This window comes from Amycolatopsis sp. GA6-003 (genome assembly GCF_046267895.1).
GTDB lineage: Bacteria > Actinomycetota > Actinomycetes > Mycobacteriales > Pseudonocardiaceae > Amycolatopsis.
Genome location: NZ_CP176499.1, coordinates 5,228,667 through 5,253,763, shown reverse-complemented (window position 1 = coordinate 5,253,763; position 25,097 = coordinate 5,228,667). Strand labels below are relative to the sequence as shown.

The 25,097-nt window shown below is 69.4% G+C and carries 28 protein-coding genes and 1 tRNA gene; 14 read left to right on the top strand and 15 right to left on the bottom strand.

Features of this window, described 5'->3' with window-relative positions:
• Positions 1-9 precede the first annotated feature (9 nt).
• Entirely contained in the window at positions 10-453 is a 444-nt protein-coding gene (locus F9C12_RS23610) for a helix-turn-helix transcriptional regulator (protein ID WP_009085513.1), read from the bottom strand.
• 107 nt (positions 454-560) lie between these two features.
• Between F9C12_RS23610 and F9C12_RS23605 the strand changes: the two genes are divergently transcribed.
• A complete protein-coding gene (locus F9C12_RS23605) occupies positions 561-1,445 on the top strand; it encodes a hypothetical protein (RefSeq protein WP_409461876.1) in 885 nt (294 codons plus the stop codon).
• On the opposite strand, the gene F9C12_RS23600 is transcribed toward F9C12_RS23605, so the two are convergent.
• Both F9C12_RS23600 and F9C12_RS23595 read right to left on the bottom strand, forming a co-directional pair.
• A complete protein-coding gene (locus tag F9C12_RS23600; protein WP_409461875.1) occupies positions 1,442-2,080 on the bottom strand; it encodes a pyridoxal 5'-phosphate synthase in 639 nt (212 codons plus the stop codon). The genes F9C12_RS23605 and F9C12_RS23600 overlap by 4 nt on opposite strands.
• A gap of 1 nt (position 2,081) precedes the next feature.
• A complete protein-coding gene (locus F9C12_RS23595) occupies positions 2,082-2,759 on the bottom strand; it encodes a hypothetical protein (protein ID WP_409184028.1) in 678 nt (225 codons plus the stop codon).
• 96 nt (positions 2,760-2,855) lie between these two features.
• Here F9C12_RS23595 and F9C12_RS23590 point away from each other — a divergent pair, with 96 nt between their 5' ends.
• Positions 2,856-3,383 (top strand): DUF2020 domain-containing protein, encoded by a 528-nt coding sequence (locus F9C12_RS23590; protein ID WP_409184027.1) that lies wholly within the window; start codon positions 2,856-2,858, stop codon positions 3,381-3,383.
• Positions 3,384-3,524: 141 nt separating this feature from the next.
• Positions 3,525-3,977 (top strand): DUF6918 family protein, encoded by a 453-nt coding sequence (locus F9C12_RS23585; protein WP_009085521.1) that lies wholly within the window; start codon positions 3,525-3,527, stop codon positions 3,975-3,977.
• A gap of 63 nt (positions 3,978-4,040) precedes the next feature.
• Here the strand turns inward: F9C12_RS23585 and F9C12_RS23580 are convergent, their stop codons facing one another.
• Complete coding sequence (locus F9C12_RS23580) at positions 4,041-4,685, bottom strand: hypothetical protein (RefSeq protein WP_409461874.1); 645 nt, start codon at positions 4,683-4,685, stop codon at positions 4,041-4,043.
• Between the two features lie 206 nt (positions 4,686-4,891).
• Here F9C12_RS23580 and F9C12_RS23575 point away from each other — a divergent pair, with 206 nt between their 5' ends.
• Both F9C12_RS23575 and F9C12_RS23570 read left to right on the top strand, forming a co-directional pair.
• Positions 4,892-5,416: a peptidylprolyl isomerase gene (locus F9C12_RS23575; RefSeq protein WP_409184025.1), complete on the top strand. Its 525-nt coding sequence runs from the start codon at positions 4,892-4,894 to the stop codon at positions 5,414-5,416.
• Between the two features lie 253 nt (positions 5,417-5,669).
• Entirely contained in the window at positions 5,670-6,422 is a 753-nt protein-coding gene (locus F9C12_RS23570; RefSeq protein ID WP_409461873.1) for a rhomboid family intramembrane serine protease, read from the top strand.
• On the opposite strand, the gene F9C12_RS23565 is transcribed toward F9C12_RS23570, so the two are convergent.
• Together F9C12_RS23565 and crgA are read right to left on the bottom strand one after the other, a co-directional pair.
• On the bottom strand, positions 6,408-6,836 hold the full coding sequence (locus tag F9C12_RS23565) for a PH domain-containing protein (protein ID WP_409461872.1): 429 nt from the start codon (positions 6,834-6,836) through the stop codon (positions 6,408-6,410). The genes F9C12_RS23570 and F9C12_RS23565 overlap by 15 nt on opposite strands.
• Before the next feature lie 85 nt (positions 6,837-6,921).
• Positions 6,922-7,188 (bottom strand): cell division protein CrgA, encoded by a 267-nt coding sequence (gene crgA, locus F9C12_RS23560; RefSeq protein WP_037809181.1) that lies wholly within the window; start codon positions 7,186-7,188, stop codon positions 6,922-6,924.
• 638 nt (positions 7,189-7,826) lie between these two features.
• Here crgA and F9C12_RS23555 point away from each other — a divergent pair.
• The 3 genes from F9C12_RS23555 to F9C12_RS23545 are packed head-to-tail and all read left to right on the top strand — an operon-like array spanning position 7,827 to position 9,921.
• A complete protein-coding gene (locus F9C12_RS23555) occupies positions 7,827-8,780 on the top strand; it encodes a class E sortase (RefSeq protein WP_409184022.1) in 954 nt (317 codons plus the stop codon).
• Positions 8,780-8,938 carry a hypothetical protein gene (locus F9C12_RS23550; RefSeq protein ID WP_093572273.1) on the top strand — a complete coding sequence of 53 codons (159 nt, stop codon included), beginning with the start codon at positions 8,780-8,782 and terminating at the stop codon, positions 8,936-8,938. Before F9C12_RS23555 ends, F9C12_RS23550 begins: the two co-directional genes overlap by 1 nt.
• On the top strand, positions 8,908-9,921 hold the full coding sequence (locus F9C12_RS23545; RefSeq protein ID WP_409184021.1) for an LLM class flavin-dependent oxidoreductase: 1,014 nt from the start codon (positions 8,908-8,910) through the stop codon (positions 9,919-9,921). Before F9C12_RS23550 ends, F9C12_RS23545 begins: the two co-directional genes overlap by 31 nt.
• A gap of 15 nt (positions 9,922-9,936) precedes the next feature.
• On the opposite strand, the gene F9C12_RS23540 is transcribed toward F9C12_RS23545, so the two are convergent.
• A complete protein-coding gene (locus F9C12_RS23540) occupies positions 9,937-10,323 on the bottom strand; it encodes an SCO5389 family protein (protein WP_043831500.1) in 387 nt (128 codons plus the stop codon).
• A gap of 174 nt (positions 10,324-10,497) precedes the next feature.
• On the bottom strand, positions 10,498-11,814 hold the full coding sequence (locus tag F9C12_RS23535) for an FAD-dependent oxidoreductase (protein ID WP_409186829.1): 1,317 nt from the start codon (positions 11,812-11,814) through the stop codon (positions 10,498-10,500).
• A 110-nt stretch (positions 11,815-11,924) separates the two neighbouring features.
• Here F9C12_RS23535 and F9C12_RS23530 point away from each other — a divergent pair, with 110 nt between their 5' ends.
• The 4 genes from F9C12_RS23530 (at position 11,925) to F9C12_RS23515 (ending at position 14,758) form a co-directional block, all read left to right on the top strand.
• The gene (locus F9C12_RS23530; protein ID WP_409184020.1) at positions 11,925-12,569 is read left to right on the top strand and encodes an aminodeoxychorismate/anthranilate synthase component II; all 645 of its coding nucleotides are present in this window, start codon (positions 11,925-11,927) and stop codon (positions 12,567-12,569) included.
• 14 nt (positions 12,570-12,583) lie between these two features.
• Positions 12,584-13,387: an ABC transporter ATP-binding protein gene (locus tag F9C12_RS23525; protein ID WP_409186828.1), complete on the top strand. Its 804-nt coding sequence runs from the start codon at positions 12,584-12,586 to the stop codon at positions 13,385-13,387.
• The gene (locus tag F9C12_RS23520; protein WP_409461871.1) at positions 13,375-14,019 is read left to right on the top strand and encodes a hypothetical protein; all 645 of its coding nucleotides are present in this window, start codon (positions 13,375-13,377) and stop codon (positions 14,017-14,019) included. The genes F9C12_RS23525 and F9C12_RS23520 overlap by 13 nt, the downstream gene beginning before the upstream one ends.
• Positions 14,020-14,428: 409 nt before the next feature.
• Entirely contained in the window at positions 14,429-14,758 is a 330-nt protein-coding gene (locus F9C12_RS23515) for an effector-associated constant component EACC1 (protein ID WP_409184018.1), read from the top strand.
• A 62-nt stretch (positions 14,759-14,820) separates the two neighbouring features.
• Here F9C12_RS23515 and pknB read toward each other — a convergent pair whose 3' ends face one another.
• The 7 genes from pknB to F9C12_RS23480 form a co-directional block, all read right to left on the bottom strand.
• Positions 14,821-16,809 (bottom strand): Stk1 family PASTA domain-containing Ser/Thr kinase, encoded by a 1,989-nt coding sequence (gene pknB / locus F9C12_RS23510; protein WP_409184017.1) that lies wholly within the window; start codon positions 16,807-16,809, stop codon positions 14,821-14,823.
• The gene (locus F9C12_RS23505; protein ID WP_409461870.1) at positions 16,806-18,041 is read right to left on the bottom strand and encodes a serine/threonine-protein kinase; all 1,236 of its coding nucleotides are present in this window, start codon (positions 18,039-18,041) and stop codon (positions 16,806-16,808) included. Before F9C12_RS23505 ends, pknB begins: the two co-directional genes overlap by 4 nt.
• A gap of 3 nt (positions 18,042-18,044) precedes the next feature.
• Positions 18,045-19,508, bottom strand: coding sequence for a peptidoglycan D,D-transpeptidase FtsI family protein (locus F9C12_RS23500; RefSeq protein WP_409461869.1), 1,464 nt, complete (start codon positions 19,506-19,508; stop codon positions 18,045-18,047).
• The gene (locus F9C12_RS23495; RefSeq protein ID WP_409184014.1) at positions 19,505-20,992 is read right to left on the bottom strand and encodes an FtsW/RodA/SpoVE family cell cycle protein; all 1,488 of its coding nucleotides are present in this window, start codon (positions 20,990-20,992) and stop codon (positions 19,505-19,507) included. Before F9C12_RS23495 ends, F9C12_RS23500 begins: the two co-directional genes overlap by 4 nt.
• Entirely contained in the window at positions 20,992-22,368 is a 1,377-nt protein-coding gene (locus F9C12_RS23490) for a PP2C family protein-serine/threonine phosphatase (protein WP_409184013.1), read from the bottom strand. Before F9C12_RS23490 ends, F9C12_RS23495 begins: the two co-directional genes overlap by 1 nt.
• Positions 22,365-22,826 carry an FHA domain-containing protein FhaB gene (locus F9C12_RS23485; RefSeq protein ID WP_037718919.1) on the bottom strand — a complete coding sequence of 154 codons (462 nt, stop codon included), beginning with the start codon at positions 22,824-22,826 and terminating at the stop codon, positions 22,365-22,367. The genes F9C12_RS23490 and F9C12_RS23485 overlap by 4 nt, the downstream gene beginning before the upstream one ends.
• Positions 22,827-22,928: 102 nt before the next feature.
• Entirely contained in the window at positions 22,929-24,155 is a 1,227-nt protein-coding gene (locus F9C12_RS23480) for an FhaA domain-containing protein (protein WP_409184012.1), read from the bottom strand.
• A gap of 130 nt (positions 24,156-24,285) precedes the next feature.
• On the opposite strand from F9C12_RS23480, the gene F9C12_RS23475 reads away from it, so the two are divergent.
• Positions 24,286-24,371: transfer RNA gene (locus tag F9C12_RS23475), tRNA-Leu, on the top strand.
• A 515-nt stretch (positions 24,372-24,886) separates the two neighbouring features.
• The gene (locus tag F9C12_RS23470; protein WP_409461868.1) at positions 24,887-25,072 is read left to right on the top strand and encodes a hypothetical protein; all 186 of its coding nucleotides are present in this window, start codon (positions 24,887-24,889) and stop codon (positions 25,070-25,072) included.
• Positions 25,073-25,097 lie beyond the last annotated feature (25 nt).

The window sequence follows — 25,097 nt, the reverse complement described above, 5'->3', positions numbered from 1 at the left end:
CCGATCACACTAGGTTCGCGCCGAGCGGGGTGCTTCTCGATTCCTGATCGGTCGGGTGACCTGTTTCGCTACGCACGGCGCCATCCCCTCGGTCGCCCCGGTCTCCTCCTGCCGGTACACGCTCGGCGGCTTCCCGACCAGCTCGGTGAACCGCGTGCTGAACGTCCCCAGCGACGAGAAGCCGACCTCGAAACAGACCTCGGTGACGCTCAGGTCGCCCCGGCGCAGCAACGCCATCGCGCGCTCGATGCGACGGGTCATCAGATACGAATACGGCGACTCTCCGTAAGCGGCGCGGAACTGCCGGCTCAGGTGCCCGGCGGAGACGTTGACGCTCCGCGCGAGCGCCTCGACGTCCAGGGGACGCGCGTACTCGCGGTCGATCCGGTCGCGCACGCGGCGCAACCGGGCGAGGTCAGCCAAGCGCTGCGCGTCGTCCGGTTTGCTGGTCACTTCCGAATCGTGCCACGGCGCGCGCTTCAGCCCCAGTAATCCGCTCGTTCGGGCCGGTGGCCGATTCGTTCAAGACCGCCGCGCCGCACCCGTGCGACGGTGTCCGGGTGACTGTGAAACTGGAGGCCGTCGCCCCGTTCCTCGCCGGGCACGGCCGGTTGCTTGACCAGCGGCGGTTCGAGTTGCTGGAAGGAAACGGGCGCGCGGAGGAGGTGCTCGCGGCGGTCGCGGCCTACCGGAATCCGGACGGCGGCTACGGCTGGGGCCTGGAACCGGACCTGCGCGCGCCGGAAAGCCAGCCGGGCGGCGCGCTGCACGCGTTCGAGGTGTTCGCCGACGTCGCACCGGTGACCACGCCGCACGCGGTGCAATTGTGCGACTGGCTGGCCTCGGTGTCGTTCCCCGACGGCGGGCTGCCGTTCGCGTTCCCGGTCGCCGACCCGACCGCGTGCGCTCCCTTTTGGACCGGGGCCGACCCGGCGGTGTTCTCCTTGCAGAGCACCGCGTTCGTCACTTCGGCGGCGTGGCGGGTCGCCGAACACGATCCGGCGGTCGCGGCGCATCCGTGGCTCGCGCGGGCGACCGAGAGGTGCCTGCGGGCGATCGCCGACCTCGAGGAGATGCCGCACGTCATCGAGCTGAGCTTCGCGATCCACCTGCTCGATGCCTCCTACGACCGGTATCCGGAAGCCGGCGAACTCCTGACGAAACTGGGGAAGTTCTTGCCGGAGAGCGGAATCGTCCCGGTGCAAGGCGGCTCCGAGGGCGAGGTGCTGCGGCCGCTCGACTTCAGCCCGGTCCCCGGCCCGTCGCGACGGCTGTTCACCCCGGAGGCGGTCGAAGCGGACCTGACCCGGCTGGAACACGGCCAGCAGCCCGACGGCGGCTGGACGGTCGACTTCGCCAGCTTCTCCCCGGCGGCCGCGCTGGAATGGCGCGGTTACGCCACTGTCAGCGCGATTTCCAAGCTGCGGGCCAACTCCCGGCTCTAGGGCCAGAGGCGTTCGCGAACCCAGCCCGCGGGTTCGCGGCGGTAGCGGACCCGGAGGTGCCGCCGGTCGTGCGAGGCCTGCCAGAACTCCACCGATTCCGGCTGGACCAGGTAGCGCGTCCACGTTTCCGGTGCCACGTCCGGGTTTTCCGCCACCCAATCCGCGGCGGCCGCGGCGGCTTCGACGAGCTTCTCCGGGTCGGACAGCACCTCCGACTGATGCCCGACGTACGCCTCGGCCCGCGACGCCGGCGGGCGAGCGAGGAAGTCCGCGGCGGATACCTCGGGCGCGGCCGGAACCACCAGACCGCGCACGCGCACCTGCCGTCCGCGGCCGGGCCAGAAGAACGTCAACGCCGCGCGCGGATTCGCCGCCAGCTGCTGGCCCTTCGGGCTTTCCGAACTGGTCGCGACCGCCCAGCCGTCCGCGTCGACGTTCTTCAGGATCACCACGCGAGCGTCCGGCGCGCCGTCGGCGTCCACTGTGGACAGAGTGACCGCGTGCGGGGCCAGCACGTGTTCGCCCGCCTCGTTCAGCCAGGCCAGGAACAGCTCCTCGGGCGTCTCCGGGGTGTGGTCCGGGTCGAATTCCGGGAGCTGTTCGGGAAACGACTGCCAGCCGCGCAACGAAACCATGTCACCGACCGTACGGCGGCTGGCCCGGCGGCGGGTAGTGCGGCGGCTGCGGCCCGGCCGGACCCGCGGCGGGCGGCGGCCCGGTCTGCGGCATCGGCCCGGACGGAATCTGCCCGGGGAAGCCGCCGGGACCCGGCTGCGGGGGCTGCTGCCCGTAGCCCGCCTGCTGTTGCTGCTGCCACTGGAGCTGCTGGAAGGCTTCGCCCGGCTGCGGGAAACAGAACGTCAGCTTCGCCCGGATCGCGCCGTGCATCGCCGCGCCCCAGAGCTTCCCGCCGGTGAACGCGTAGGTCATGCCCGCCTGCGGATCCACCGCGACCATCCGGGTTTCGCCGCCGAACTGGTTGCTGGTCTTCGCGCTCGCCAGCTGCGCGGCGTCCGGGTGCACGTGCCCGACCAGCCCGCAGATCACCACCGACGCGGCGGTCCAGCCGATCGTGCCCTGCACGTTGGCGCGGGCGTGCTGGGTGGCCATGCCGGTGAACTGCTGCAGCGTCGCCGCGTCGATGTTCGGGTAGGCCCCGGCGACCACGCAGTAGTTCATCGTGGACAGCATGATCGACTCGGTGAACAGGCCGACCGCGGACGTCACCGGTCCGATCTGGACGGTATTGAGCCTGCCGCCGCTGCGCACTACGCGTTCGGCGACCACCTGCAGGTACTGCTCGGGCGTGAGCACGTCCGCGACCTCCCCGGGGCTGAGCGGAATCCGGGGTCATCGTCGCACGCGCCGCCTTCGCGCGGACTTCACCGGGCATGGTTGACTGTGCCCGCCATGCGCCGACTTCTCGTTCTCGCCCCAGCCCTGGTCCTGCTCGCCGGCTGCAATCCGTCGAGCCCGGCGAAGGAGACTCCGTCTTCGGCGCCGGCGAGTTCCGCGTCGGCGTCGGCGGGGCTGCCGCCCGATCCGCGGCCCGAACGCACCGCGGAGTGTCCGTACCTGTCGAACGAGACGGTGCAGGACGCGAACGGACAGCACGTCACCAAGGTGAAGGTGTCCGCCGACGAACCGCATCCGACGTGCTTTTTCTACCGCCCGGACGGCAGCGTCCAGCTGACCGTGCGGGTGTATGTGGGCAACAGCGACGTCGCGACCGCGCTGGTCAACAAGGCCGCGCCGGTCGACACGTCGAACCCGGCGTCGGACCCGGCGGGGTGGAAGGGCGGCTACCAGCCGTCCGGCGACGGGGTGGTCTACGCCGTCGCCAAGGGCGGGAACGCCGTCATCGTGACGAGCAACCAGAAGCAGAGCATCAAAGCACGCACAGTGGCGAAAAAGGCTATCGCTGCCCTGAAGCTCTGAGTAACGGGCTCCGCACGGGTGAGTGAAGTTGATCTTGTATTACTCTAAGCAGCACGCGCGGTCCCCCCAACACTCGCGCGGCGGGTGCCCGTCCGGCACCGAATACTTTGGTTACCCCTTATCGACGACAAGGACAGATTCGTGGCTGACACCCTCAAGGAAATCCTGCTTGACTCGAGCCGTCGCCCCACCGTGGTCGCCGACTTCGCGGAGCTCGTGGACGCCGAGGTCGCCGACAAGGGCGGGGTCTCCGGCGCGGTCGTGAAGACCGGCTTCGCCGCCGTCAAGAAGATCAAGCCGGGCATCATCCCGTCGGCGATCGACAGCCTGCTGGACGACTTCTCCAACGCCCTCGAGCCGTTCTACGGCGACTTCCGCGCCCAGGGCGGCAACGACTTCGGCGCCTACCTGAGCAGCCGCTCGGACGAGGCGTCGGACGCGCTGCTCGGGGTCACCGACGCCCGCGCCGAGCGCAGCAGCCGCGACAGCATCAAGAAGGTCTACTCGAAGCTGCGCCCGAACGGCAAGAAGAACGTCGAGGAGGCGCTGCCGCGTCTCGGCCAGCTGATCGACAAGCACGCCGCCGCGGCCTGAACCGGCTGAGCGACATACGAAAAAGGGCCCCGGGACGCACTTCCCGGGGCCCTTTTCGCGCGTTCAGTTCTTCTTCTCGGCGGCCGAGGGGCTCGGCGCCTTGCCGTTCGTCTTCGGCTCGCCCGGCGTGGCGTCCTTCGCGTCCTTGGCTTCCTTGGCCTCAGGGGCGGGCTTCGGGGCCGGGGGAGCGGGCGGGGTGGCCTTCGGCGGAACCGGGGCGACCGGCGGCTCCTGCTGCCGCGACTTCAGCGCGACGGCGGTGCCGACCGCGACCGCGCCGAGACCGAGGACCCACGGCCAGCGGCGACGCTTGCGGACGCCCTTGGCGGCGCTCTTCGCCTCCTCCAGAGCGGCGCGGAACTCCTTCTTCGCCGCCTTGAAGTCCTTCTTGCCGCGGCGCTTCGACTCGCCTGCCGACGCGGCGGCCTTGATCGCGGCCTTCTTGGCCTTGCGGCCCGGCTTCTTCATCTCGGCGATGCGGGCGAGCGCTTCCTTGCGCGCCGCGGCGGAGCTCTTCTTCAGCTCCTTGCGAGTCAGCTCCGTCTTCTTCGCCAGCTTGCGCTGGGCCCGGCGGCTCCGCTTGCCCAGCTCCTCCGCGCCGGCCTCGGCGGCCTTCGCGCCCGCCTTGCCCGCCTCGACGACCAGCTTCCGCAGGTCCGCCGAGCCGGACTTGACCGACTCGCCGACCGATTCCACGGCCCGGGTCATGGTCTTCACCTCATCAATCGTTGTGAAACAGATCTGTTGCTTGACATCTATCCTGCCCTTTTTCCGCCCGCACCGCTGCGGCTTCCCGCTGCGGGCGTCCGGGAAACCTCGGAAAAGTGCCTTCTTCCTGGGAGGGCGTCCGGCGCGCCGGGCCGGGACGGCCCCCTGAACCCCCCATTTGTGCGAAGGGGTGGCACGATGGCGGCGTGACTGAAAGCGCCCGCAAGGCCACCCTGCACACCAACCAGGGTGACATCCACGTGAACCTGCTGCCCGACCACGCGCCGAAGACCGTGGCGAACTTCGTGGGGCTGGCCACCGGCTCCAAGGAGTACACCCAGCCGAACGCGAAGGGCGGCAACTCCGGCCCGTTCTACGACGGCTCGATCTTCCACCGCGTCATCGACGGCTTCATGATCCAGGGCGGGGACCCCACGGGCACCGGCCGCGGCGGCCCCGGCTACAAGTTCGGCGACGAGTTCCACCCGGAGCTGCAGTTCTCCAAGCCGTACCTGCTGGCCATGGCGAACGCCGGGCCGGGCACCAACGGCTCGCAGTTCTTCATCACCGTCGCGCCGACCGCGCACCTGAACTTCCGGCACACCATCTTCGGCGAGGTGGCGGACCAGGAGTCGCGCAACGTCGTCGACGCCATCGCGACGACCGCGACCGGACCGGCGGACCGCCCGCTGTCCGACGTGGTCATCGAGAAGATCACCGTCGAAGACTGACGAGCCGCAGGCGGGGATGGGGTTTCGGTAGGTTGGAGTCATCGTGAGCCAACCGCCGAACCCGTCCGCGCCCTCTCTTCCCGGTTGCTGGTGGCATCCGAACCGCCCGACCGGTCTCAGCTGTGCCCGCTGCGGGCGTCCGGCCTGCCCGGACTGCCTGCGCGAAGCCCCGGTGGGATTCCAGTGCACGGACTGCGTCCAGACCGGTGCGCAACAGCAGAAACAGCAGCACCGGCAGTACCGTGACGCCGGAATGGGCTCCCGCACGATCGCCGGGGCCCGGCTTTCGAACTCGTACATCGTCACCGCGACGCTGATCGCGGTGAACGTGGTGCTCTTCCTGATCACCGTCGTCCAAGCGAAAAGCCTGTTCGACAACGGTGCCGCACGCATCGAGATGCTCGGCGAGCTGTGGACGTATCCCGCGCTCGGCGGCGGTGAATGGTGGCGGATCTTCACCTCGGGCTTCCTGCACTACGGGCCCATTCACATCGCGGCGAACGCGTTCTCCCTGTGGATGATGGGCCGCGCGCTGGAGCAGGTTTTCGGCAAGTCGCGGTTCCTGGCGCTGTACTTCGTGTCGATGTTCGGCGCGTCCGCGGCGGTGCTGCTGTTCGACGCGCCGAACCGGCCGTCCGCGGGCGCCTCCGGGGCGATCTTCGGCCTGCTCGGCTCCTACGCGGTGATCGTGCTCAAGCTCCGGCTGAATCCGACCGCGCTGCTGATCAACTTGGCCATCAACGCCTACGTGACGTTCACGATCCCGCAGATCTCGATCCTCGCGCACGTCGGCGGCCTCGTCACCGGCGCGCTGGTGGCGGCCGCGATTCTCTACGCGCCCGAACGCAACCGGGTGCGGTGGCAGACCACCGGCCTGGTGATCATCACGCTCGCGCTCGTCGGGCTGGTCGCCTGGCGCGCTGGCCAGATCCCGTCGCTCGAGTGCGATTTCGGCATGGTCCGCGGCGAATTGCGGTATCTCTGCGGCTTGTCAGGTTCCGGCTGAGCGAGCCCGCAACTCGGTCAGCATGTCCAGCACGTCGCGAGGATCCTCGCCGAGGTCGGTCTGGCCGAAGATGAACAGCTGGTCGTCGCGCTCCAGTTCGAGCGTCACGCCGTCGCGGCCGAGGCGGCGCGTGCTGCGCAGCCGGATCGTCGTGCCGGTCCAGGGGAGCCGGTGCGTGCCGCTGAGCGTGCGAGTCCGCAGGCCGTGCTCGTCGGCGGACAGGCGCGGCCGCACGAGCGTCCAGTGGATCGCGAACGCGCCGACGGCCAGGGTCGCGAGGCCGGTGAGCACCGCGCCCTTGCCGTCGCCGAAGAGCGCGTCCAGGACCGTTCCGACCAGCAGCAACGTGGTCAGGCCCCACGCCACTACCACGAGGTTTCGGCGCGGGGCCCAGGAGGTCGGGTGGTTATCCACAGGGGTTATCCACACTGGGGATGAGTCACACCGGTGTGATTCGGTGTCAATCGGCCGACCGGAGCAAAGCTGATCCGGCGGATGGTCAGCGCCACCGCATCGTCATCAGCAGGCCGGCGATCATCGCGGCGAATCCGATCGCGAAATTCCAGTTTCCGAGTTCGCTGAGGAACGAAACTTTGTCGCCGGCGATGTAGTTCACGACCAGCCACACCAGCCCGAGGAGCATGAGGCCGAACATGACGATCTTGTAGAACAGGTTCGACGGTCCCGCGGCCTGGACCTTCACCGGGGTACGGCGGTCGACAGGCGGGGTGTACGCGGTCTTCTTGCGGACCTTCGACTTCGGCATCGTTTCCTCGCGTGCTCTCGGGCATTCCTGGTGGCGGCATCCTGGACGAGGTCCCGCTGTCGGGGTGCGCAACCAGCGCCACGTGCACACGTTAACGTAAAGGACGGCTCCGCAGCACCGGGCGGGAGCGGTCGGGGTTTCTCAGACTGTGACAATAGCGCCACCTGGAGTGCCGAGGAGGGCTCCGGCCGGGCGCGGGAGGAGCTTGCGTGACGCCGCAGGATTGGCCGGGCGAGGACGACCGCCGCCCCGGCACCGGACCTGACCGCCCGGTCCGCCGTCAGCCGCCGCCGCCGAGAAGGCAGTCCGGGGAGACCCCGCCGAGGCGAAGAGTGGCCGGGGACCCGGGCCGCAGATCACCCGAACAGCGCACGCCGATCGACCGGGGCGGACCGCGCCGGGACGGCGGCGAAAACCGGCAGGCGCAGGGGCGTCCAGGCGAAGGCAGGCCCCGCGAGGGGGACCCCCGCGGCGGTGATTTCGGCGGCCCGCGCGAGCCCGGACCCCGCCGGACCGCCGAGTTCCGCGCCGAAGGCGGCCCGCAGCGCCCGCGGCGTACCGGGGAATTCCGCGCCCAGCCCGGGGATCCTGGCCGACGTCCGCGCGAGCCGCGTCAGCAGCCGGAAGAGGGCAGGCAGATGCCGCGCCGGGTGGGCGCCGCCGCGCCGGATCCGTCCCGGCGGCGGATGACCGGCCCGGAGTTCGCCGAGCAGCCGACCGAGGTGTTCTCCGCGGTCGCGGTCGAGGACAAGGACGACAAGAAGGCCAAGAAGACCCCGCCGCCGCTGGGCAAGGGCGGGCTCGCGATCCGCACCGCGGGCGAAATCTTCATCACGCTCGGCGTGATCGTGCTGCTGTTCATGGTGTACGAGGTGTGGGTCACCGACCTGTTCTCCGCGGAGAAACAGCACACCGCGAGCGATCAGCTCGACGGCGACTGGGCGAAGGACCGCACGCTGCACCCGGAGCTGATCGACGGAAAGGCGTTCGCGCGCATCCACATCCCGTCGTTCGGCGCGGACTTCAACTTCACCATCCAGGAAGGCACCGGCGAGGAGTCGCTGGCGGTCGGCCCCGGTCACTACAAGGGCACCGCGCTGCCGGGCGAACCGGGCAACTTCGGCATCGCCGGGCACCGCGTCGGCAAGGGCGCGCCGTTCAACGACCTGGACAACCTGAGCTCCTGCGACCAGATCGTGATCGAAACGCACACCGATTTCTTCATCTACCAGGTGCTGCCGTACGAGGACGAGATCAAGGGCTGGAGCAGCGGCAAGGGCGCGCAGCCGGAGTGCAAGGGCGTGTCGACGCTGCGCGATTCGAGCATCCCCGGCGGCGGACCGTACGACGAGACGTTCGGCCGCAAGGTGGTCCAGCCGAGCCAGGGCGACGCGGTGAACCCGGTGCCGTACAAGCCGGCCGGGGCATTGCCGAAGGCGCAGCAGGCTTCGCTGCTCACGCTCACCACGTGTCACCCGCAGTTCTCGGCGAAGGAACGGCTGATCATCACCTCGGTGCTGACCCGGCAGGTGCCGAAGACGCAGGTGCCGGACTACACGACGTTGCTGAAGAAGATCGGAGTGGCGTCCTGATGTACGGCTGGCTCTGGCGGCACCTGCCGGGTCCGTTCGCGGTGAAGTTCGCGATCGCGCTCGTGCTGGTGCTGGGAATCGTGGCGTTGCTGATGTTCGTGGTGTTCCCGTGGCTGGACCCGCTGCTGTGGTTCAACAACGTGTCGGTGAACAACTGAGGTTCGGGGTCTTCCTGGTCTCGGGCCGCTTCCCGGGCCAGGACGACGCCGCCGTACTGCGGCGCACCGTCCAAGCGGCCTGCGCGGCGGAGGCCGCCGGTTTCGACGACGTGTGGCTGGCCGAGCACCACTTCATGCCGTACGGGGTGTGCCCGTCGGCCATCACGCTCGCCGCGCACGTGCTCGGCCGGACGTCGCGAATCGGCGTGGGCACCGCGGTGAGCGTGCTGTCCACGACGCATCCGGTGGCGCTGGCCGAGCAGTGGTCGATGCTCGACGCAGTCTCCGACGGCCGCCTGCGGTTAGGCGTCGGCCGGGGCGGGCCGTGGCAGGACCTGGAGGTGTTCGGGACCGGATTGCCGCGCTACGAAACGGGTTTCGCGGAGTCGCTGGACCTTTTGCTGACCGCCGCGACTGGCCGTGTCTCGGCGGAGGGCTCTCATTTCGCTTTCCGGGAAGTCCCGCTTCGCCCGGTCCCGCAACGATCTTTGAACGTGGTAGTGGCCTGCGGCGGCCCGGCTTCCTCCGCGGTCCGGCTTGCCGCCGAACGCAGGTTGCCGTTGTTGCTGGGCCTGCACGCGGATGACGCCGAGAAGGCGGCGACTGTCGCTGCTTACGGCGCGCCTGCGGAGCATGTGTCGACAGTGCTGTGCCAGGTCGGCGACGATGCTGGCGAGGTGGTGCGCGGTGCGTTGCCGGGTTGGCTGGCGGACGGCTTAGCCGCCCATGTTCCGGTGGACGACCGGCCTGGTCCTTCCCGGGACCCTCGGGAGTACACGGAAAAACTGTGCGCGATCCATCCGGTCGGTCCGGTTGAGCATTGTGTCGAAACCCTGCGGACAAGCCTCCGGCGCACCGGGGTGTCCCACGTGATCATGTTCGTGGAAGCGTCCGGCACGCCGGAGGGCACGATGGCGAATATCGCGCGGATTGGCGCCGAGGTGCTGCCCGCGCTGCGGGGTCTCGAGCCTTCTACTCTCTAGCTCGCAGGTTCGAACTCAGCAGTCCCGCAGTTCAGGGCTCTGGTTCAGCAACTGCCCCCGAGGCGAGACGAACGCCCGGTACCGATCCCCGTCGGTGTCCCGGAAGACCGCCACCCGGTGGCAGTTCTGGAAGGCCAGCTTCACCCCGAAATGCCGCTCCAGCCCGCCCCGGATCGCGTCCGAGGCCAGCGCCCGCAGCAGCTGACCGCGGGCGGTCTCGTCCGGCGGCGGGGTTTCGTTGTCCGCGAATCCGTCCGCGGCGGTGTCCGCCTCCGCGATCACTCCGGTGATGACCTCCCACGCGTACGGCAGCGATTCCCGTACGCAGGCCACGAACTCGGCGTCGGAGACCTCCCCGCGTTCGGCCTTTTCCAGCAGCGCGGGCGATACGTCCAAGGACAAGACAACCTCCATGGTCAGCGGTACCCCTCAGAGCTACCGGCCCGCCCGACCCGGCCACAAGAGAAAACGAGTTTCATCACCACTTTGGTGGATCACTCCCACCGGAACAGCCGCACGGCGAGCACCCGAACTGAGCGAAAGCAGGCACGCTCGCGGGAAGATCGTCTAGGTGAATCAACCGCGCGAAACGCGCACCATCTCGTCGCGCTCCACTACCTTCACCCGCTCGCGGCCCTCGGCCTCGCCGAGCGACTTCTCGTGCGCGTCGAGCTTGCCCCACCCTTCCCAGGTGGTGAACGAAATCCCGCGCGCGGTGAGGAAATCCAGGATCGCGTCCGGCTCCGCATGCCGCGGCGCGGCGAGCGTGTCCGCGTCGGCGAGCAGGTTCGCGACCGTTTCGGCCGCGTCGCCCTTCGTGTGGCCGATCAGGCCGACCGGGCCGCGCTTGATCCAGCCCGTCACGTACACGCCGGGGACCTGGTTCTCGTCCAGGTCCAGCACGCGGCCGCCCTGGTTCGGGATCACGCCCGCGGTGTGGTCGAACGGGATTTCCGGCAGGTGCGACGACAGGTACCCGACCGCGCGGTACACCGCCTGCACGTCCCAGTCGTGGAACTCGCCGGTGCCGACGACCTCGCCGTCGCGGTATTCGGTGCGTTCGGTGCGCAAGCCGACGACCTTGCCGTCCTCGCCGAGTACCTCGACCGGCGAGTGGAAGAAGTGCAGGTGCAGCCGCCGCGGCCGGGAGCCTTCGTCGCGAATCGCCCATTCCTGCAGCGTCTTCACGACCATGTCGGTCTGCTTGGACGACCGCAGCTGGGCGACGCTCGCCTCGTCGAACTCCATGTCCTCGGGGTGCACGATCACCTCGACGTTCGGCGAATGGTCGAGTTCGCGCAGTTCGAGCGGCGAGAACTTCGCCTGCGCCGGACCGCGGCGGCCGAACACGTGCACGTCGGTGACCGGGCTGGCCTTCAGGCCCTCGTAGACGTTCGCCGGGATGTCGGTCGACAGCAGTTCGTCGGCGGTCTTGGCGAGCACGCGCGCCACGTCCAGCGCGACGTTGCCGACGCCCAGCACCGCGACCGACGACGCATTGAGCGGCCAGGTGCGCGGCACGTCCGGGTGGCCGTCGTACCAGGACACGAAGTCGGCCGCGCCGTGGCTGCCTTCGAGGTCGATGCCGGGCAGGTCGAGCGCGCGGTCGGACCTCGCGCCGGTCGCGAAGATGACCGCGTCGTAGAACTCGCGCAGGTCGTCCAGCTTCAGGTCGGTGCCGTAGTCGACGTTGCCGAGCAGCCGGATGTTGGGCCGGTCCAGCACCTTGTGCAGGGCGTTGACGATGCCCTTGATGCGCGGGTGGTCGGGCGCGACGCCGTAGCGGATCAGCCCGAACGGCGCGGGCATGCGCTCGAACAGGTCGATCTCGACGCTCGCGTCGGACTTGTCCAGCAGGTCGGCGGCGTAGATGCCGGCGGGGCCGGCGCCCACCACGGCGACACGAAGGATTCGGCTCACCGGTCCACGGTAAGTTAGGTGATCCTAACTTTCACTGTGATCTGGCGTACGGTCCAGCAGGTGGGAGCCGCTAAGCTGGCGGTATGCGCGTTCTCGTCGTCGACAACTACGACAGCTTCGTCTACAACCTCGTCCAGTACCTGGCGCAGCTCGGCGCCGACTGCACGGTGTGGCGCAACGACGTCGTCGATCTCGACCGCGTGCCGGAATTCGACGCGGTGCTCGTCTCCCCGGGCCCCGGCACGCCCGAACGCGCAGGTCAGAGCATTGACGTGATCGCGAAATGCGCCGAGACGCGCACGCCGATGCTGGGCGTGTGCCTCGGCCACCAGGCGCTGGGCGTGCACTTCGGAGCCACTGTCGACCGGGCGGCCGAGCTGCTGCACGGCAAGACCAGCCAGGTGCGCCACACCGGAGCCGGCATCCTCGCCGGGCTGCCGGAGGAGTTCACCGCCACTCGCTATCACTCGCTCACCGTGCTCCCGGACACCATCGACCCGGCCGTTTTCGAGGTCACCGGGACCACCGAGAGCGGCATCGTGATGGGCATGCGGCACCGCGAACTGCCGCTCGAGGGCGTGCAGTTCCACCCCGAATCCGTGCTCACCGAATGCGGCCACCGGATGCTCGCGAACTGGATGGCCTCGGCGGGCCACCCGGTCGACCCGACCGTCGTCGACGACTTGGAGCGGGCCACCCGCGCGCTGCAGAAGGCCGCGGCTGCGTGACCGCGCCGACTCCGCTGATCCGGCTCAGCGGAGTCGGAAAACGGTACGGCGGCGGCGAACCCGTCCTGACGCACATCGATTTCGAGGTGCCCGCCGGGCGGGTGGCCGGCATTCTCGGCGCCAACGGATCGGGCAAATCGACGCTGCTGCGGATCCTCGCCGGGGTGTCGCGGCCGTCGTACGGCGACCTCGCCGGAACCCCGGCGGTCGGCTATCTGCCGGACCGGTTTCCCGGCGGTCAGCGGCTGAGCGCGCGGGCGTACCTGCGGCATCTCGCGCGGATTCGCGGGCTGGCTGACCTGTCCGGAATCGACCCGCTGCTGAAGCGGCTCGCTTTGGTCGGCAGCCCGGACGCGCAGCTGCGCACGCTGTCGAAAGGCAACGCGCAGAAAGTCGGCTTGGCGCAAGCCGTTCTGGCCGAGCCGGACCTGCTGATCCTCGACGAACCCTGGTCCGGGCTCGACGTCGGCACGCACACGGTGCTCGGCGAACTGGTCGCGGAAACCCGGGCCCGCGGCGCGAGCGTCGTGTTCACCGACCATCGGCCGGACGTCGTGCGCGAACACGCCGACGACGTGTACCGGCTCGACTCCGGCCGGATCTCGCCGCTGGAAACGCATCCGGAACGGAAGCGGATCACGCTGCTGCCGGTGTCGTCGAGCGTCGACAACTGGTCCGCTGAACCAGGCGTGCACACGGTCACCGATCAGGCAGGCGGCGTGGTCCTGACTGTCGACGCCGAGCATGCCGACGCCGTGCTGCTGCGCGCACTGTCCGGCGGCTGGTCCGTGCGGGAGGTGGCACCGTGCTCGCAGTGAGCCGTTATTACTTGGCGCTGCTGGGACATTCGCAGCGGTACTTGCCTGCCGGGCTCGCGTACCTCGCGTTGTGCTCGATCCTTTACGCAGACCCGAGTTCGCCAGTGCTTCCGCTGTACGGCGTGAGCGGCGCGGGGGTTCTCGTACTCGGCTGCTGGCTCACGATCGCGTTGCTGGACATCGAAGATCCGGTGCAGCGCTTGATCACCCTCAACCACGCCGGCGGCAACCGCAAAACCATCGGCGGCGCGGTACTGACGGTTTTCGGCTGCACCCTGGTGTGCACGCTGGCGACTGTCGCATGGTCCGCGGCGCATCGGAATCAGTTGCATTGGCAGATCGTCAGTGCTGGTCTGGCAACACATTTGGCCTGCGCGCTGGTCGGCATCGCGATCGGCCTGCCGTGCTCGCGGCTGCTGGTCTCACGCATCGGCTGGACGGTGCTCGCCGCGGTTCTCGTACTCGGCGCGGTGTTGCTGGGGAAATGGGTTCCGGTGGTGCATCCGCTGCTGGAAGCGTTGATGAGCGGCACTCCATACGGCGGCCCGCTCGCGTTGGCGATCGGCACTTCGGTGGGGTTGCTGGCGGCGAGCATGGCCGTGGTGGGCGCGGTCTCGGCGCGCCGGTCTTGAACAAGGGGGAGGTTTCAAGCTGACCGCGGACACAAACTCGAATTGGAATGCGGCTCGGGCGACGACTCCGCACAAGTGCTCGCCGCGCTGCAGAAATTCCTCGACCAGAAGTCCTGACCGAATAAGCGCCCTGCCCGATCCGGAGCTGTCTCGGCCCACCGCAGGAATATTCTTCCTTTGGGGGTCCCGGCTTCTGTGGCGACGATCCGGCCGATGAATATCGCGATTCCGACTGCCTTGTCGCTCGGGGCGCTCAGGTGCCTCTTCGCGCTGGTCAAGCAGCTTCTCCGGCAGCCCCGGGCGGATTAGGCTGCAAATTGCAGTAAGCAAATGCCGATTTGGGGGTTCCCGCCCCGGTGGCGAGTCGGTTACCCTCGCGCCGTCTATTGGGCCCGCGAGGGGAGCATCCGTGACGGCAGGGATCGCCGCGATCACCGTGGACGGCTCCGCGGACGAGTTGCAGCACCTGGTTTCCTGGCTTGGCGCCGAGGATGAACTAGCCGGGCGCGTGCGGCTCGCCGGGCCGGGAAGCGGCGTGGTCGTGATGGTGAGCAGCCGGTCAGCGGGCACCTTCTGCCGGTCGCTCTTCGGCTGGCTGCGCGGCCAGCGGGACGGACGGCGGGTGTCGCTCACCGTGAAACGTTCCGGGGCCGTCGAAGAGCTGGACGTCGACTGCGGAGGCGGGCACGACGTCGACGAGGTGCTCGCCAGCGTGCGGAGTTTCCTCGACCAGGACTGATCGGCCGGCGCGAAAAAAGGGCCCGCACGGTGCGTACCGTGCGGGCCCTCCTTACGTGCGGGTCAGCCGTTGTTGTGGATGCCGCCCGGCGGGAAGATCCCGCCGCCGGAGCTGGACGTCGGCGAGCCGCCGCTGCCGTCGTCCTGCTTGATCGTCAGCGTGATCGACTGGGTCGGGCTGATCTGGCTGCCTGCCTGCGGGTTCTGCTTCACCACGGTGTTGGGCTGGCCGCTGCCGCTGTGTGTCGTCTGCGTCTGGATGCTGCCCGACCAGCCCATGCTCTGCAGTTTCTGCGTCGCCTGGTCCTCGGTCATCCCGGTCAGGTCCGGCATCTGGATCTGCTGCGGACCGGACGACACGGTCAGCCGCACCGTGCTGTTCGGGGGCAGGTTGCCGCCGTTCGGCTGCTGGTTGATGACCTGGTCCTTCGGCTGGTCCGAGGCCTGGTCGGTGCGCTTGACCTGGAAACCGGCGTTCTCCAGGATCTGCTTCGCCGTCGCGTAGTCCTTGCCGACCGTGTTCGGGACTTCCTTCTGGTTGACGCCCGATCCGACGACGATGTCCACCGGCGTGCCCTCGGGGCTCGAGGAGTTCGCGGTCGGGTTCTGCGACACGACCTTGCCGACGTCGCTCGGGTTGTCGACCGGCTGCGAGGTCGTGTTGCCGAGCTTCAGCTTCGCCTGCTCGAGCGCCGACTTCGCCTCCTCCGCCGACTTGCCGCGCAGATCCGGCACCGTGGTGTTGCCCGGCTGCACGCCGACGGTGAGGGTGATCGTGGAGGTGGTCGACACCGTCGCGCCGACCTGCGGGTCGATCGCGATGACCTTGCCGATCTGGTCCTCGGAGCACGTCAGGCCGCCGGGGTTGCTCGCCTCCGTCCCGCACACCACGTTCTTGTTCGGCGCGAACGACGAGAAGCCCGCCTGCTGCAGTGCTGCTTTCGCCTGCACCACCTGCTGGTTGACCACCGGCGGGATCTGCGCGGTCTCGTTCTTGTCGCGGAAGGATCCGCTCAGCCAGAAGATCAGCAGCACCACGCCCGCCACGAGCAGCGCGGCGATCACCCCGAAGATGATCCGGCGGCGGCGCTTGGCGCGCGGATCCTCTTCCGGCTCGTCGGCGTAGTCGTCGTAGGCCTGCGGCTGGCGCCGGTCGGCGTTCATCACCTGGGTGCGCTCGTCGTCCGACATCACCATCGGGGCCGACGGACGCTGCCCGGACAGCGTGCGGACCAGGTCCGAGCGCATTTCCGCGGCCGACTGGTACCGGTTCGCCGGGCCCTTGGCCAGCGCCTTCAGCACCACCGCGTCCAGCTCCGGCGACACCGCCGGGTTCACCGACGACGGCGGGTTCGGGTCCTCCCGCACGTGCTGATACGCCACCGCGACCGGGGAATCGCCGGTGAACGGCGGCTCGCCGGTGATCAGTTCGTACAGCACGCAGCCTGCCGCGTAGACGTCCGAGCGGGCGTCCACCGATTCGCCGCGCGCCTGCTCCGGCGAGAGGTACTGGGCGGTGCCGATGACGGCCGCGGTCTGCGTCATCGCCGACTGGCCGTCGTGCATGGCGCGCGCGATGCCGAAGTCCATCACCTTGACGGCGCCGTTCTTCGTGATCATCACGTTCGCCGGCTTCACGTCGCGGTGCACGATGCCGTGCCGGTGCGAGAAGTCGAGCGCGGCGCAGACGTCGGCCATGACCTCCATCGCGCGCTTCTGCGACAGCGGGCCCTCGGTCTTGACGATGTCGCGCAGCGTCCGGCCTTCGACGTACTCCATCACGATGTAGGGCAGCGGCCCGACGTCGGTGTTCGCCTCGCCGGTGTCGTACACGGCGACGATCGCGGGATGGTTCAGCGCGGCGGCGTTCTGCGCCTCGCGCCGGAACCGCTCCTGGAACTGCGGATCGCGGGCGAGGTCCGCGCGCAGGACCTTGATCGCGACTTCCCGGCCCAGCCGCACGTCGTGCCCGTGGTGGACCTCGGACATACCGCCGTACCCGAGCGTGTCGCCCAGCTCGTACCGATTGGAGAGCAGTCTGGGTGTCGTCATCGCTTCGTGCCGTTCCATTCCGTCCAAGGTGTGGTCATCATGCCTTGCAGGCCCTGGGCCTCGCTCGTGCCGGCGGGCGTGGCGGAGGTCGGTTCGCTCCCGTTGTCCACGCTTCGCGGCGGTCCGCCGTTGCCGGCCGACACCACTCTCGCGATCAAGAACGCCACGGCCACCAGGACCACGACGATGACCACCGCGAGCAGCACCCACCAGCCCCACTGGTTCCGTTTCGGCGGCGGGACCGGCGGACCCGGCGGTCCTGGCGGAGCCGAGAGCGGCCGGAACGCCGGGTTGGAACTGGGCCCGACCGGCGCGCCGGGAGCCGCCTGCGGGACCGGCGGCACGGGCGGAGCCTGCCCCGCCGCGTAGGCGGCGTTGACCACGCCGAGCGGGGTGGGCAGCGGGCGGCCGGCGCGGACCGCGGCGATCGCGCCGGCGAACTCGCCGCCGCTCGCGTACCGCTGCCGGGGGTCCTTCACGAGCGTCGCCTCGATCACGGCCCGCGCGCCCGGCGGGACGTCCGGCGGCAGCGGCGGCGGGACGTCGCGGATGTGCATCATCGCGACCGTCACCGCGTTTTCGGACAGGAACGGCCGGTGCCCGGCGAGGCATTCGTACCCGCACACGGCGAGCGAATAGACGTCGCTGGCCGGTTCCGCGTCCTGGCCGAGCGCCTGCTCCGGCGCGATGTAGTGCGCGGTTCCCATCACCATGCCGGACCGGGTGACCGGGGCGGCGTCGGCGGCCTTGGCCACGCCGAAGTCGGTGATCTTCACCTTGCCCGCGGGGGTGACCAGGATGTTGCCCGGTTTCACGTCGCGGTGCACCAGGCCCTGCTCGTGCGCGGCCTGCAGCGCGGTGCCCGCCTGCTCGAGCAGGTCGAGCGTGTAGTCCGCGGTGAGCCGCCCGTGCTTGGCGAGGATGCCCGCGAGCGGATCGCCCTCCACGTACTCCATCACCAGGTACGCGATGGACAGGTCCTCGTTGACCGTCTCGCCGTAGTCGTGCACCGCGGCGATCCCGGCGTGGTTGAGCGAGGCGGTCATCCGTGCCTCGGTGCGGAACCGGTGCAGGAATTCGGCGTCGCCGGACAGTTCGGCTTTCAGCACCTTGACCGCGACGACCCGGTCGAGCCGGGTGTCGCTCGCCTGCCAGACCTCGCCCATCCCGCCGACGGCGATCCGGTTCGTCAGCTTGTAGCGCTCGGCCAGCAGCTGACCCGAGGACAGCATCGGCTATCCACCCCCGAGCCGGGCGGCGATGGCGGCACGGCCGATCTCGGCGGCCACCGTGCCGCCGGTCGCGGCCAGACCGCGGTTGCCGCCGTTCTCGACGATGACCGACACGGCGATCTGCGGGTTGTCCGACGGCGCGAACGCGGTGTACCACGCGTGCGGCGCGGTGTTCTTCGAATCGGCGCCGTGCTCGGCGGTACCGGTCTTCGAGGCGATCTTCAGCGCGTCGTTCTTGCCGCCGCCCTTGGTGAAGGACTCCGACGCGATCATCATGTCGGTGAGGATCTTGTTGTTCTCCGGCGACAGCGCGGGCTTGCCGGTGAGCTGCTCCGGGTCGACGTTCTCGACCGTCGACAGGTCCGGGGCCAGGATCGACTGGATCAGCTGCGGCTTCATCGCGTAACCGTTGTTCGCGACGGTCGCCGAAAGCAAGCAGTCCTGCAGCGGGGTGAGCCGGACGTCGCGCTGGCCGATGCCGCTCTGGTAGAGCGCGCCGGGCGAGTCGAGCGGGCCGACGGTCGAGCCGACGACCCGCATCGGGACGGTCAGGTCGTTCTGCCCGATGCCGAAGTTGGCCGCGGCCGCCTTCATCTTGTCCGCGCCGAGCTGGCCGGCGAAGGTCGCGAACGGGACGTTGCACGAATGCGCCAGCGCGTCCTTGAACGTGTTGCCCGGGCAGGTCTCGCCGCCGTAGTTCTCCAGCGTCGTGTTCGTGCCCGGCAGCTGCACGTTCGGCGCGGTGCTGACCTGGGTGTCCGGGCCGATCCCGCTCTCCAGCGCCGCGGCGGCGGTGACGATCTTGAACGTCGACCCCGGCGGGTAGTTCTCCGAGATCGCCCGGTTCAGCATCGGGTTGTTCTTGTCCTTGGAGTAGGCCTCCCACGCCTTGTTCTGGTCGGTGCCGTGCGTCGCCAGCTGGTTCGGGTCGTACGACGGGGTCGAGACCATCGCCAGGATCCGGCCGGTCTTCGGCTCCATCGCGACCACCGCGCCGGTGTAGCCGCGCTTGGTCATCAGGTCGTAGGCGGCCTTCTGCACCTTCGGGTCGATGGTGAGCTTCACGTTGCCGCCGCGCGGGTCGCGGCCGGTGACCATGTCCGACAACCGGCGGACGAACAGCCGCGGGTCCGACCCGTTCAGCACGTCGTCCTCGGCGCGCTCCAGCCCGCCCGCGCCGTAGTTGATCGAGTAGTACCCGGTGACCGGGGCGTACATCGGGCCGTCGGCGTAGGTGCGGAAGAACTTGAACTTGTCGGTCGAGGGCTTCACGCCGGCGAGCACGGTGCCGTCCGGCGTGACGATCTGGCCGCGCTGCCGGGAGTACTCGTCGTAGAGCACGCGCTGGTTGCGCGGATCGGTGCGGTACGTGTCGGCCTTGATGACCTGGACGTAGGTGTCGTTGGCCAGCAGCAGCACGATCATCGCGAGCATCGCCATGCCGACCTTGCGCAGGGGGGCGTTCACGCGGTCCTCCCGTTCGGGTCGCCTTCGGCTGGCGGACGCCGCACCATCACGGTGTGCGCCTCGGCGATCGGAGCCTGCGGCTGCTGCGGCTTCGGCCGGGTGGCCGGCCTGCGCGCCGCGTCCGAAATGCGCAGCATCAGGGCGACCAGGATGTAGTTCGCCAGCAGCGAAGAGCCGCCGTAGGACAGGAAGGGCGCGGTGACGCCGGTTTCCGGGATGAGCGCGGTGACGCCGCCGACGACCACGAAAATCTGGATCACGATGGTGAAGGCGAGCCCGCCGCCGAGCAGTTTGCCGAACGTGTCGCGCACCGCCAGCGCGCTGCGCATGCCGCGCATCGCGAGCAGCACGTACAGCATCAGCACCGCGGCCAGCCCGATGAAGCCGAGTTCCTCGCCGATCGCGGCGGTGATGAAGTCGGTGCTCGCGGCGGGCGGGATGTCCGGGCGGCCGGCGCCGAGCCCGGTGCCGCCGACGCCGCCGGTGCCGAGCCCGAACAGGCCCTGCGCGAGCTGGTAGCTGCCGCCCAGCACGTCGTAGCGCGGGCCGGTGGGGTTGAGCCAGTTCTCCACCCGCTGCTGGACGTGGCCGAACAGGTTGTAGGCGATGAGGCAGCCGCCGACGAAGAAGGTCAGCCCGACGACGACCCAGATCGCGCGCTCGGTCGCGACGTAGAGCATCACCAGGATGATGCTGAAATACAGCAGCGACGTGCCGAGGTCCTTCTCGAACACGAGCACGCCGATCGCGACGGCGGCGGCGATCAGGATCGGGCCGAGATCACGGGCGCGCGGCAGCTCCACGCCGAGGAACTTCTTGCCCGCCACCATGAACAGGTCGCGTTTGGACACCAGGAACGACGCGAAGAACACCATCAGCAGCAGCTTCGCGAACTCGCCCGGCTGGATCGAGAAGAACGGCAGCTTCAGCCACACCTTCGCGCCGCCGGCCTCGGACAGGCTGGCGGGCAGCACCGCGGGCAGCGCGAGCGCGCCGAGCCCGACGAGCCCGCAGATGTAGCTGTAGCGGGTCAGCGTGCGGTGGTCGTTGATCACCACCAGCACGACCACGAACAGCACCAGCGAAACCGCGGTGAACAGCAGCTGCTTGGTGATCTCCGGCGAGTACTCCTTGCCGCGCTGCAACGCGGATTCGGCCTTCGCCAGATCGAGCCGGTGAATCATCACCAGCCCGATCCCGTTCAGCAGCGCGACGCACGGCAGCAGCACCGGGTCGGCGTACGGGGCCCACCGGCGCACGGCGAGGTGCGTCGTGGCGAGCACGCCGAGGTATGCGAGACCCACCCACAGGATCGAGAGCGTCAGCTCCTGCTCCTGGTTGGCTTCGACGATGACCAGGGCCAGGGTGACGATGCCCGCGGCGAACGCCAGCAACGCGAGCTCCGTGCCCCTGCGCTTGGGGAGGTCTCGCGGCGGATTCGTGGCGAACTGGGCGGACGTCGGGTCGGCCAGCGGCTGGCCCATCAGTTACCGCCCCCCGTCGGCGGCGTACCCGCCGTCGAGCAGTCCCTCCCCGCAGGCTGGTTCGCCGACGAAGGCGTGCCGCCCGGCGGCGCCACGCTGGACGAGGGCGCGCCCGAGGAGGGGACGCCCGGAAGGGTGGTCGGCTTGCAGTCCGACAGCTTCTTCTTGAGACGCAGGAAATCGTCGATGTACTTGCGCGCGTCGTCGAGGCTTTCGCGCTTCACGCCGTTCTGCACGGCGATCCGCGCGTCCTCCTGCAACGCGGAGACGCGGAGCTTGTCGGTGCACAACTGGCCCGGCGGGCACGAGCCCTGCTCGAGCGAGTGCAGGTCGATGCCGAGAATGCTGCCCGGGACGCCGCGGTAGATCACGACCTCCTGATCGGGGCCTTCTCCGACGTAGTACTGGCTGAGCACGAAGTATCGAGTCGCGATCGCGGCGGCGCCCAGCACAATCAGCACCACGACCGCTCCGACGAGCCAGCGAAACCGTTTCCGCCGCTTCGCCTTCGGGTCCTCTTGCGGGGCTTGCGGTTCCTGCCTCGGCGGAGGCGGCGGCTGAGTCAGCGCGCGCGCCCGGGCCGCGGGGGAATCGCCCTGATGCATCTCGTCGCTGCCGTCGCCGGCGGCTCCGCCGACGATCGGGGCGTCGTCGCCGAAATCGACGTCGACCACGTCGGCGATGATGACGGTCACGTTGTCCGTGCCGCCGCCCTTGAGCGCCAGCTCGATCATCCGGTCGGCGCAGTCCTGCGGATCCGGGATCTGCACGGCCTCGGCGAGCGTCTCGTCGCTGACCATTCCGGACAATCCGTCGGAGCAGATCAGGTACCGGTCACCGGGACGCGCCTCGCGCACGGTCAGGCTCGGCTCGACCTCGTGTCCGGTGAGCGCCTTGAGCAGCAGCGACCGCTGCGGGTGCACCGCCGCCTCTTCCGGCGTGATGCGGCCCTGCTCGAGCAGTTCGTTGACGAAACTGTCGTCCCGGGTGATCTGGGCGAACTGGCCGCCGCGCAGCAGATACGCGCGCGAGTCGCCGACGTGGACCAGACCAAGCCTGTTCCCGGCGAACAGGACGGCGGTCAGCGTGGTGCCCATGCCGTCGAGATCGGGGTCCTGGGACACCAATTCGGCGATCGCCGCGTTGCCGTTCTGGACGGCTTCGCGAAGCTGGGCGAGCAGGTCGTCGCCCGGCTCGTCGTCGTCGAGCGGGGCGAGCGAGGCGATGACGACCTTGCTGGCCACCTCACCTGCGGCGTGCCCGCCCATGCCGTCGGCGAGCGCGAGAAGGCGCGGGCCGGCGTAGACGGAGTCCTGGTTGTTGGAACGCACCAGGCCCCGGTCGCTGCGGGCCGCGTAGCGGAGGACGAGAGTCATGGGCGAAGCTCGATCACCGTCTTGCCGATCCGGATGGGGACTCCGAGCGGGACCCGGAGGGGTGCAGTGACCTTAGCCCGGTCGAGGTAGGTCCCGTTCGTCGAGCCCAGATCTTCCACGTACCAGTCCTCCCCGCGCAGCGCGATCCGGGCGTGCCGGGTCGATGCGTAGTCGTCGTCGAGCACCAGCGTCGAGTCGTCGGCCCGGCCGATGAGGATCGGCCGCCCGTCGAGCGCGATGCGGGTGCCCGCGAGGGCCCCGTGCGTCACGAGCAGTTGCTGCGGGGCCTTGCTGCCCCGCGGCTTCTTCTCCTTGTTGCGGCGGAAGGACGGCACCTGGACCCGCAGGCCCGACGCGGCGTAGAGGTCCGAGCGCACGACTCGGAGCGCGGCGAACACGAAGAGCCAGAGCAGCACGAGAAAGCCCACTCTGGTGAGTTGAACGACCAGCTCTGGCACTTGTTGTGTCCGCTCCCGCCTGTGCCTGCAAGCCGCGGCGCCACGCGCGCCGCGGTTCCCCCCGCAAGACAATTCTGCGGGAACCCCGTGGACGGTCTGCGCTCAGCCCTGGGTTCGGAACACCAGGGACGAATGACCCACCCGGATCACGTCGCCGTCCGCCAGCTGCCACGTCTGCACTGGAGTGCCGTTGACCGTGGTCCCGTTGGTCGACCCGATGTCGGCGAGCGTCGCGCTCTGCCCGTCCCAGGTGATCTCCAGGTGCCGCCGCGAAACGCCGGTGTCCGGGAGCCGGAAGTCGGCGTCCTGCCCGCGGCCGACGACGTTGCCGCCCTGCTTGAGGGAGTAGGTGCGGTTGGAACCGTCGTCCAGCTGGAGGCTCGCCTGAAGCTGGCGGCCCGCGGCCGGAGCGCCCTGCTGCGCGTACGGGTCCTGGCCGTAAGCCGCCTGCGGCTGCGCGCCGTACTGGTCGTACCCGCCCTGCTGGCCGTAGCCCTGGTCGTAGCCGGCCTGCGGGGCCTGGCCGTAGCCCTGGTCATAGCCGGCCTGCGGAGCCTGCCCGTAACCTTGGTCGTACCCGCCCTGCGGAGCCTGGCCGCCGTAACCCTGGTCGTAGCCGCCCTGCTGGCCGTAGCCCTGGTCGTACCCGGCCTGCGGGGCCTGCCCGTAACCCTGGTCGTAGCCGGGCTGCGGGGCCTGGCCGCCGTACTGGTCGTAGCCCTGCGCGGGGGGCTGGCCGCCGTAGCCCTGGTCGTAGCCCTGCTGCGGCTGACCGCCATAACCCTGGTCGTACCCGGGCTGCTGGCCACCCTGCTGTCCGTAGCCGTACTGGCCCTGCTGGCCGTACGGGTCACCCTGGTCGTATTGGCCGTAGCCGGGGGGCTGGCTCATTGGTGGGTCTCCTGCGTTGCTGGGTCGTGCCGACCGTGACGGCCCTGGTCCCGCAGTGGCGCGGGCGTCGGGATCGACGGACGAACGGGTCTTGAACTGTCCAGTATGCAGCGCCTCGTTGCGCTCGAGTGATACGACGACGTCACCATAGGTGTCCCAGCCCTGCGCGGCGAGGTGTTCCGCCACCGCCTTCGCGAGAACCCCGGTGACCCGCTGCTCATCGCCGGCCATGCGATCGTGGTCAGCCGCCCCCAACGACACGATGTAGTGATTCGGGGCGAGCTGCCGACCGCCTGCCAGCTCACGAACGTTCTCCTCGCCTTCCCTCTCGAGCGCAACCGCCACTTCCTGCGTGACGACGTTGCCGCCGAACATGCGCGCGAAAGTATTCCCCACCAGGTTCTCGAGCCGCCTGTCGAAGCGCTCAACGCGACCCACCGGGGACAACCTCCTCACACGTGTGCTTCCGCATCGATCCTATCCGGGGTTGGAAGGGTTGGGCATGCCCCCGGTGAAACCCGTCAGAAGGCCCTGCTAAGCTTTGCTGGCTGCCTCAAGGAAGCAACTCGGGCGAGTGGCGGAATGGCAGACGCGCACGGTTCAGGTCCGTGTGTCCGAAAGGACGTGAGGGTTCAACTCCCTCCTCGCCCACCATGGTCAGAGCCCCAGCCGCTTGCGCGACTGGGGCTCTTTTCCGTTGTCGGTCGTTCCTTCTCCCGGGGGCCGAGCCCCCGGACCCCCGCGGTGCCTTCGGTGCGGTTGGCGGGCAGGTGCCTTGCGTCGGGTGTGGTCCAGGGCACAGGTGGCGGCCGGTCTGGTCATCGCGTATTCCTCTTTCCCCATGGGGTGAGTCGGTAAGTTTTCGGGCGGTCTGACTGAGGGGGGCGGGGGCGATGGGTCGGGGCGTGGAGGGGCGGGTCGCGCGGTATTTCGAGGGGGACTGGCGGGAGTCGGTTCAGGTTGTCGTGCTGGGGCGGGTCAGAGCGGGGCGGGATCGGCGGCGGAGGCGGGACCGGCGGGCGTTGGGGTGTGTCGCGGAGGTGGTGCTTGAGGTTCTCGCCCACCTCGCTTGGCCTTTTATGGCGCTGTGGGAGTTGGTGAGTGTTCCGAAGCGGCGCCGGAGAGCGGTGGCTGTGGCTAGTGGGCCTGCTCGGGGAGAGGCGTTTGGGGTGGCTTCTCGGTTGAAGGAATGCGGCGGAGAGATAGCTGTGGTGCGCGGGGCGGCTCGGGTGGCGTTGGTCGAGATCGGGGACTCCGCGCCGATCGTGGTGTGGCAGGGGAGTGCGCAGTGGAGTCCTTCGCCTGCTTGTTTGTATTGGGACGACGGCTCGATGTTGCTGCTCGCGCCGCGGTGAAAGGCTGGACACGGACCGTGACGTT

Bases quoted from the DNA above. Each gene is read 5' to 3' on its own strand.
- crgA (WP_037809181.1), bottom strand. From the start codon at position 7,188: ATGCCGAAGTCGAAGGTCCGCAAGAAGACCGCGTACACCCCGCCTGTC.
- F9C12_RS23580 (WP_409461874.1), bottom strand. From the start codon at position 4,685: ATGACCCGGGCCGTGGAATCGGTCGGCGAGTCGGTCAAGTCCGGCTCG.
- pknB (WP_409184017.1), bottom strand. From the start codon at position 16,809: ATGACGACACCCAGACTGCTCTCCAATCGGTACGAGCTGGGCGACACG.
- F9C12_RS23490 (WP_409184013.1), bottom strand. From the start codon at position 22,368: ATGACTCTCGTCCTCCGCTACGCGGCCCGCAGCGACCGGGGCCTGGTG.
- F9C12_RS23530 (WP_409184020.1), top strand. From the start codon at position 11,925: ATGCGCGTTCTCGTCGTCGACAACTACGACAGCTTCGTCTACAACCTC.
- F9C12_RS23505 (WP_409461870.1), bottom strand. From the start codon at position 18,041: ATGCTGTCCTCGGGTCAGCTGCTGGCCGAGCGCTACAAGCTGACGAAC.
- F9C12_RS23550 (WP_093572273.1), top strand. From the start codon at position 8,780: ATGTACGGCTGGCTCTGGCGGCACCTGCCGGGTCCGTTCGCGGTGAAG.
- F9C12_RS23555 (WP_409184022.1), top strand. From the start codon at position 7,827: ATGCCGCGCCGGGTGGGCGCCGCCGCGCCGGATCCGTCCCGGCGGCGG.
- F9C12_RS23590 (WP_409184027.1), top strand. From the start codon at position 2,856: ATGCGCCGACTTCTCGTTCTCGCCCCAGCCCTGGTCCTGCTCGCCGGC.
- F9C12_RS23495 (WP_409184014.1), bottom strand. From the start codon at position 20,992: ATGGGCCAGCCGCTGGCCGACCCGACGTCCGCCCAGTTCGCCACGAAT.
- F9C12_RS23600 (WP_409461875.1), bottom strand. From the start codon at position 2,080: ATGGTTTCGTTGCGCGGCTGGCAGTCGTTTCCCGAACAGCTCCCGGAA.
- F9C12_RS23570 (WP_409461873.1), top strand. From the start codon at position 5,670: ATGGGCTCCCGCACGATCGCCGGGGCCCGGCTTTCGAACTCGTACATC.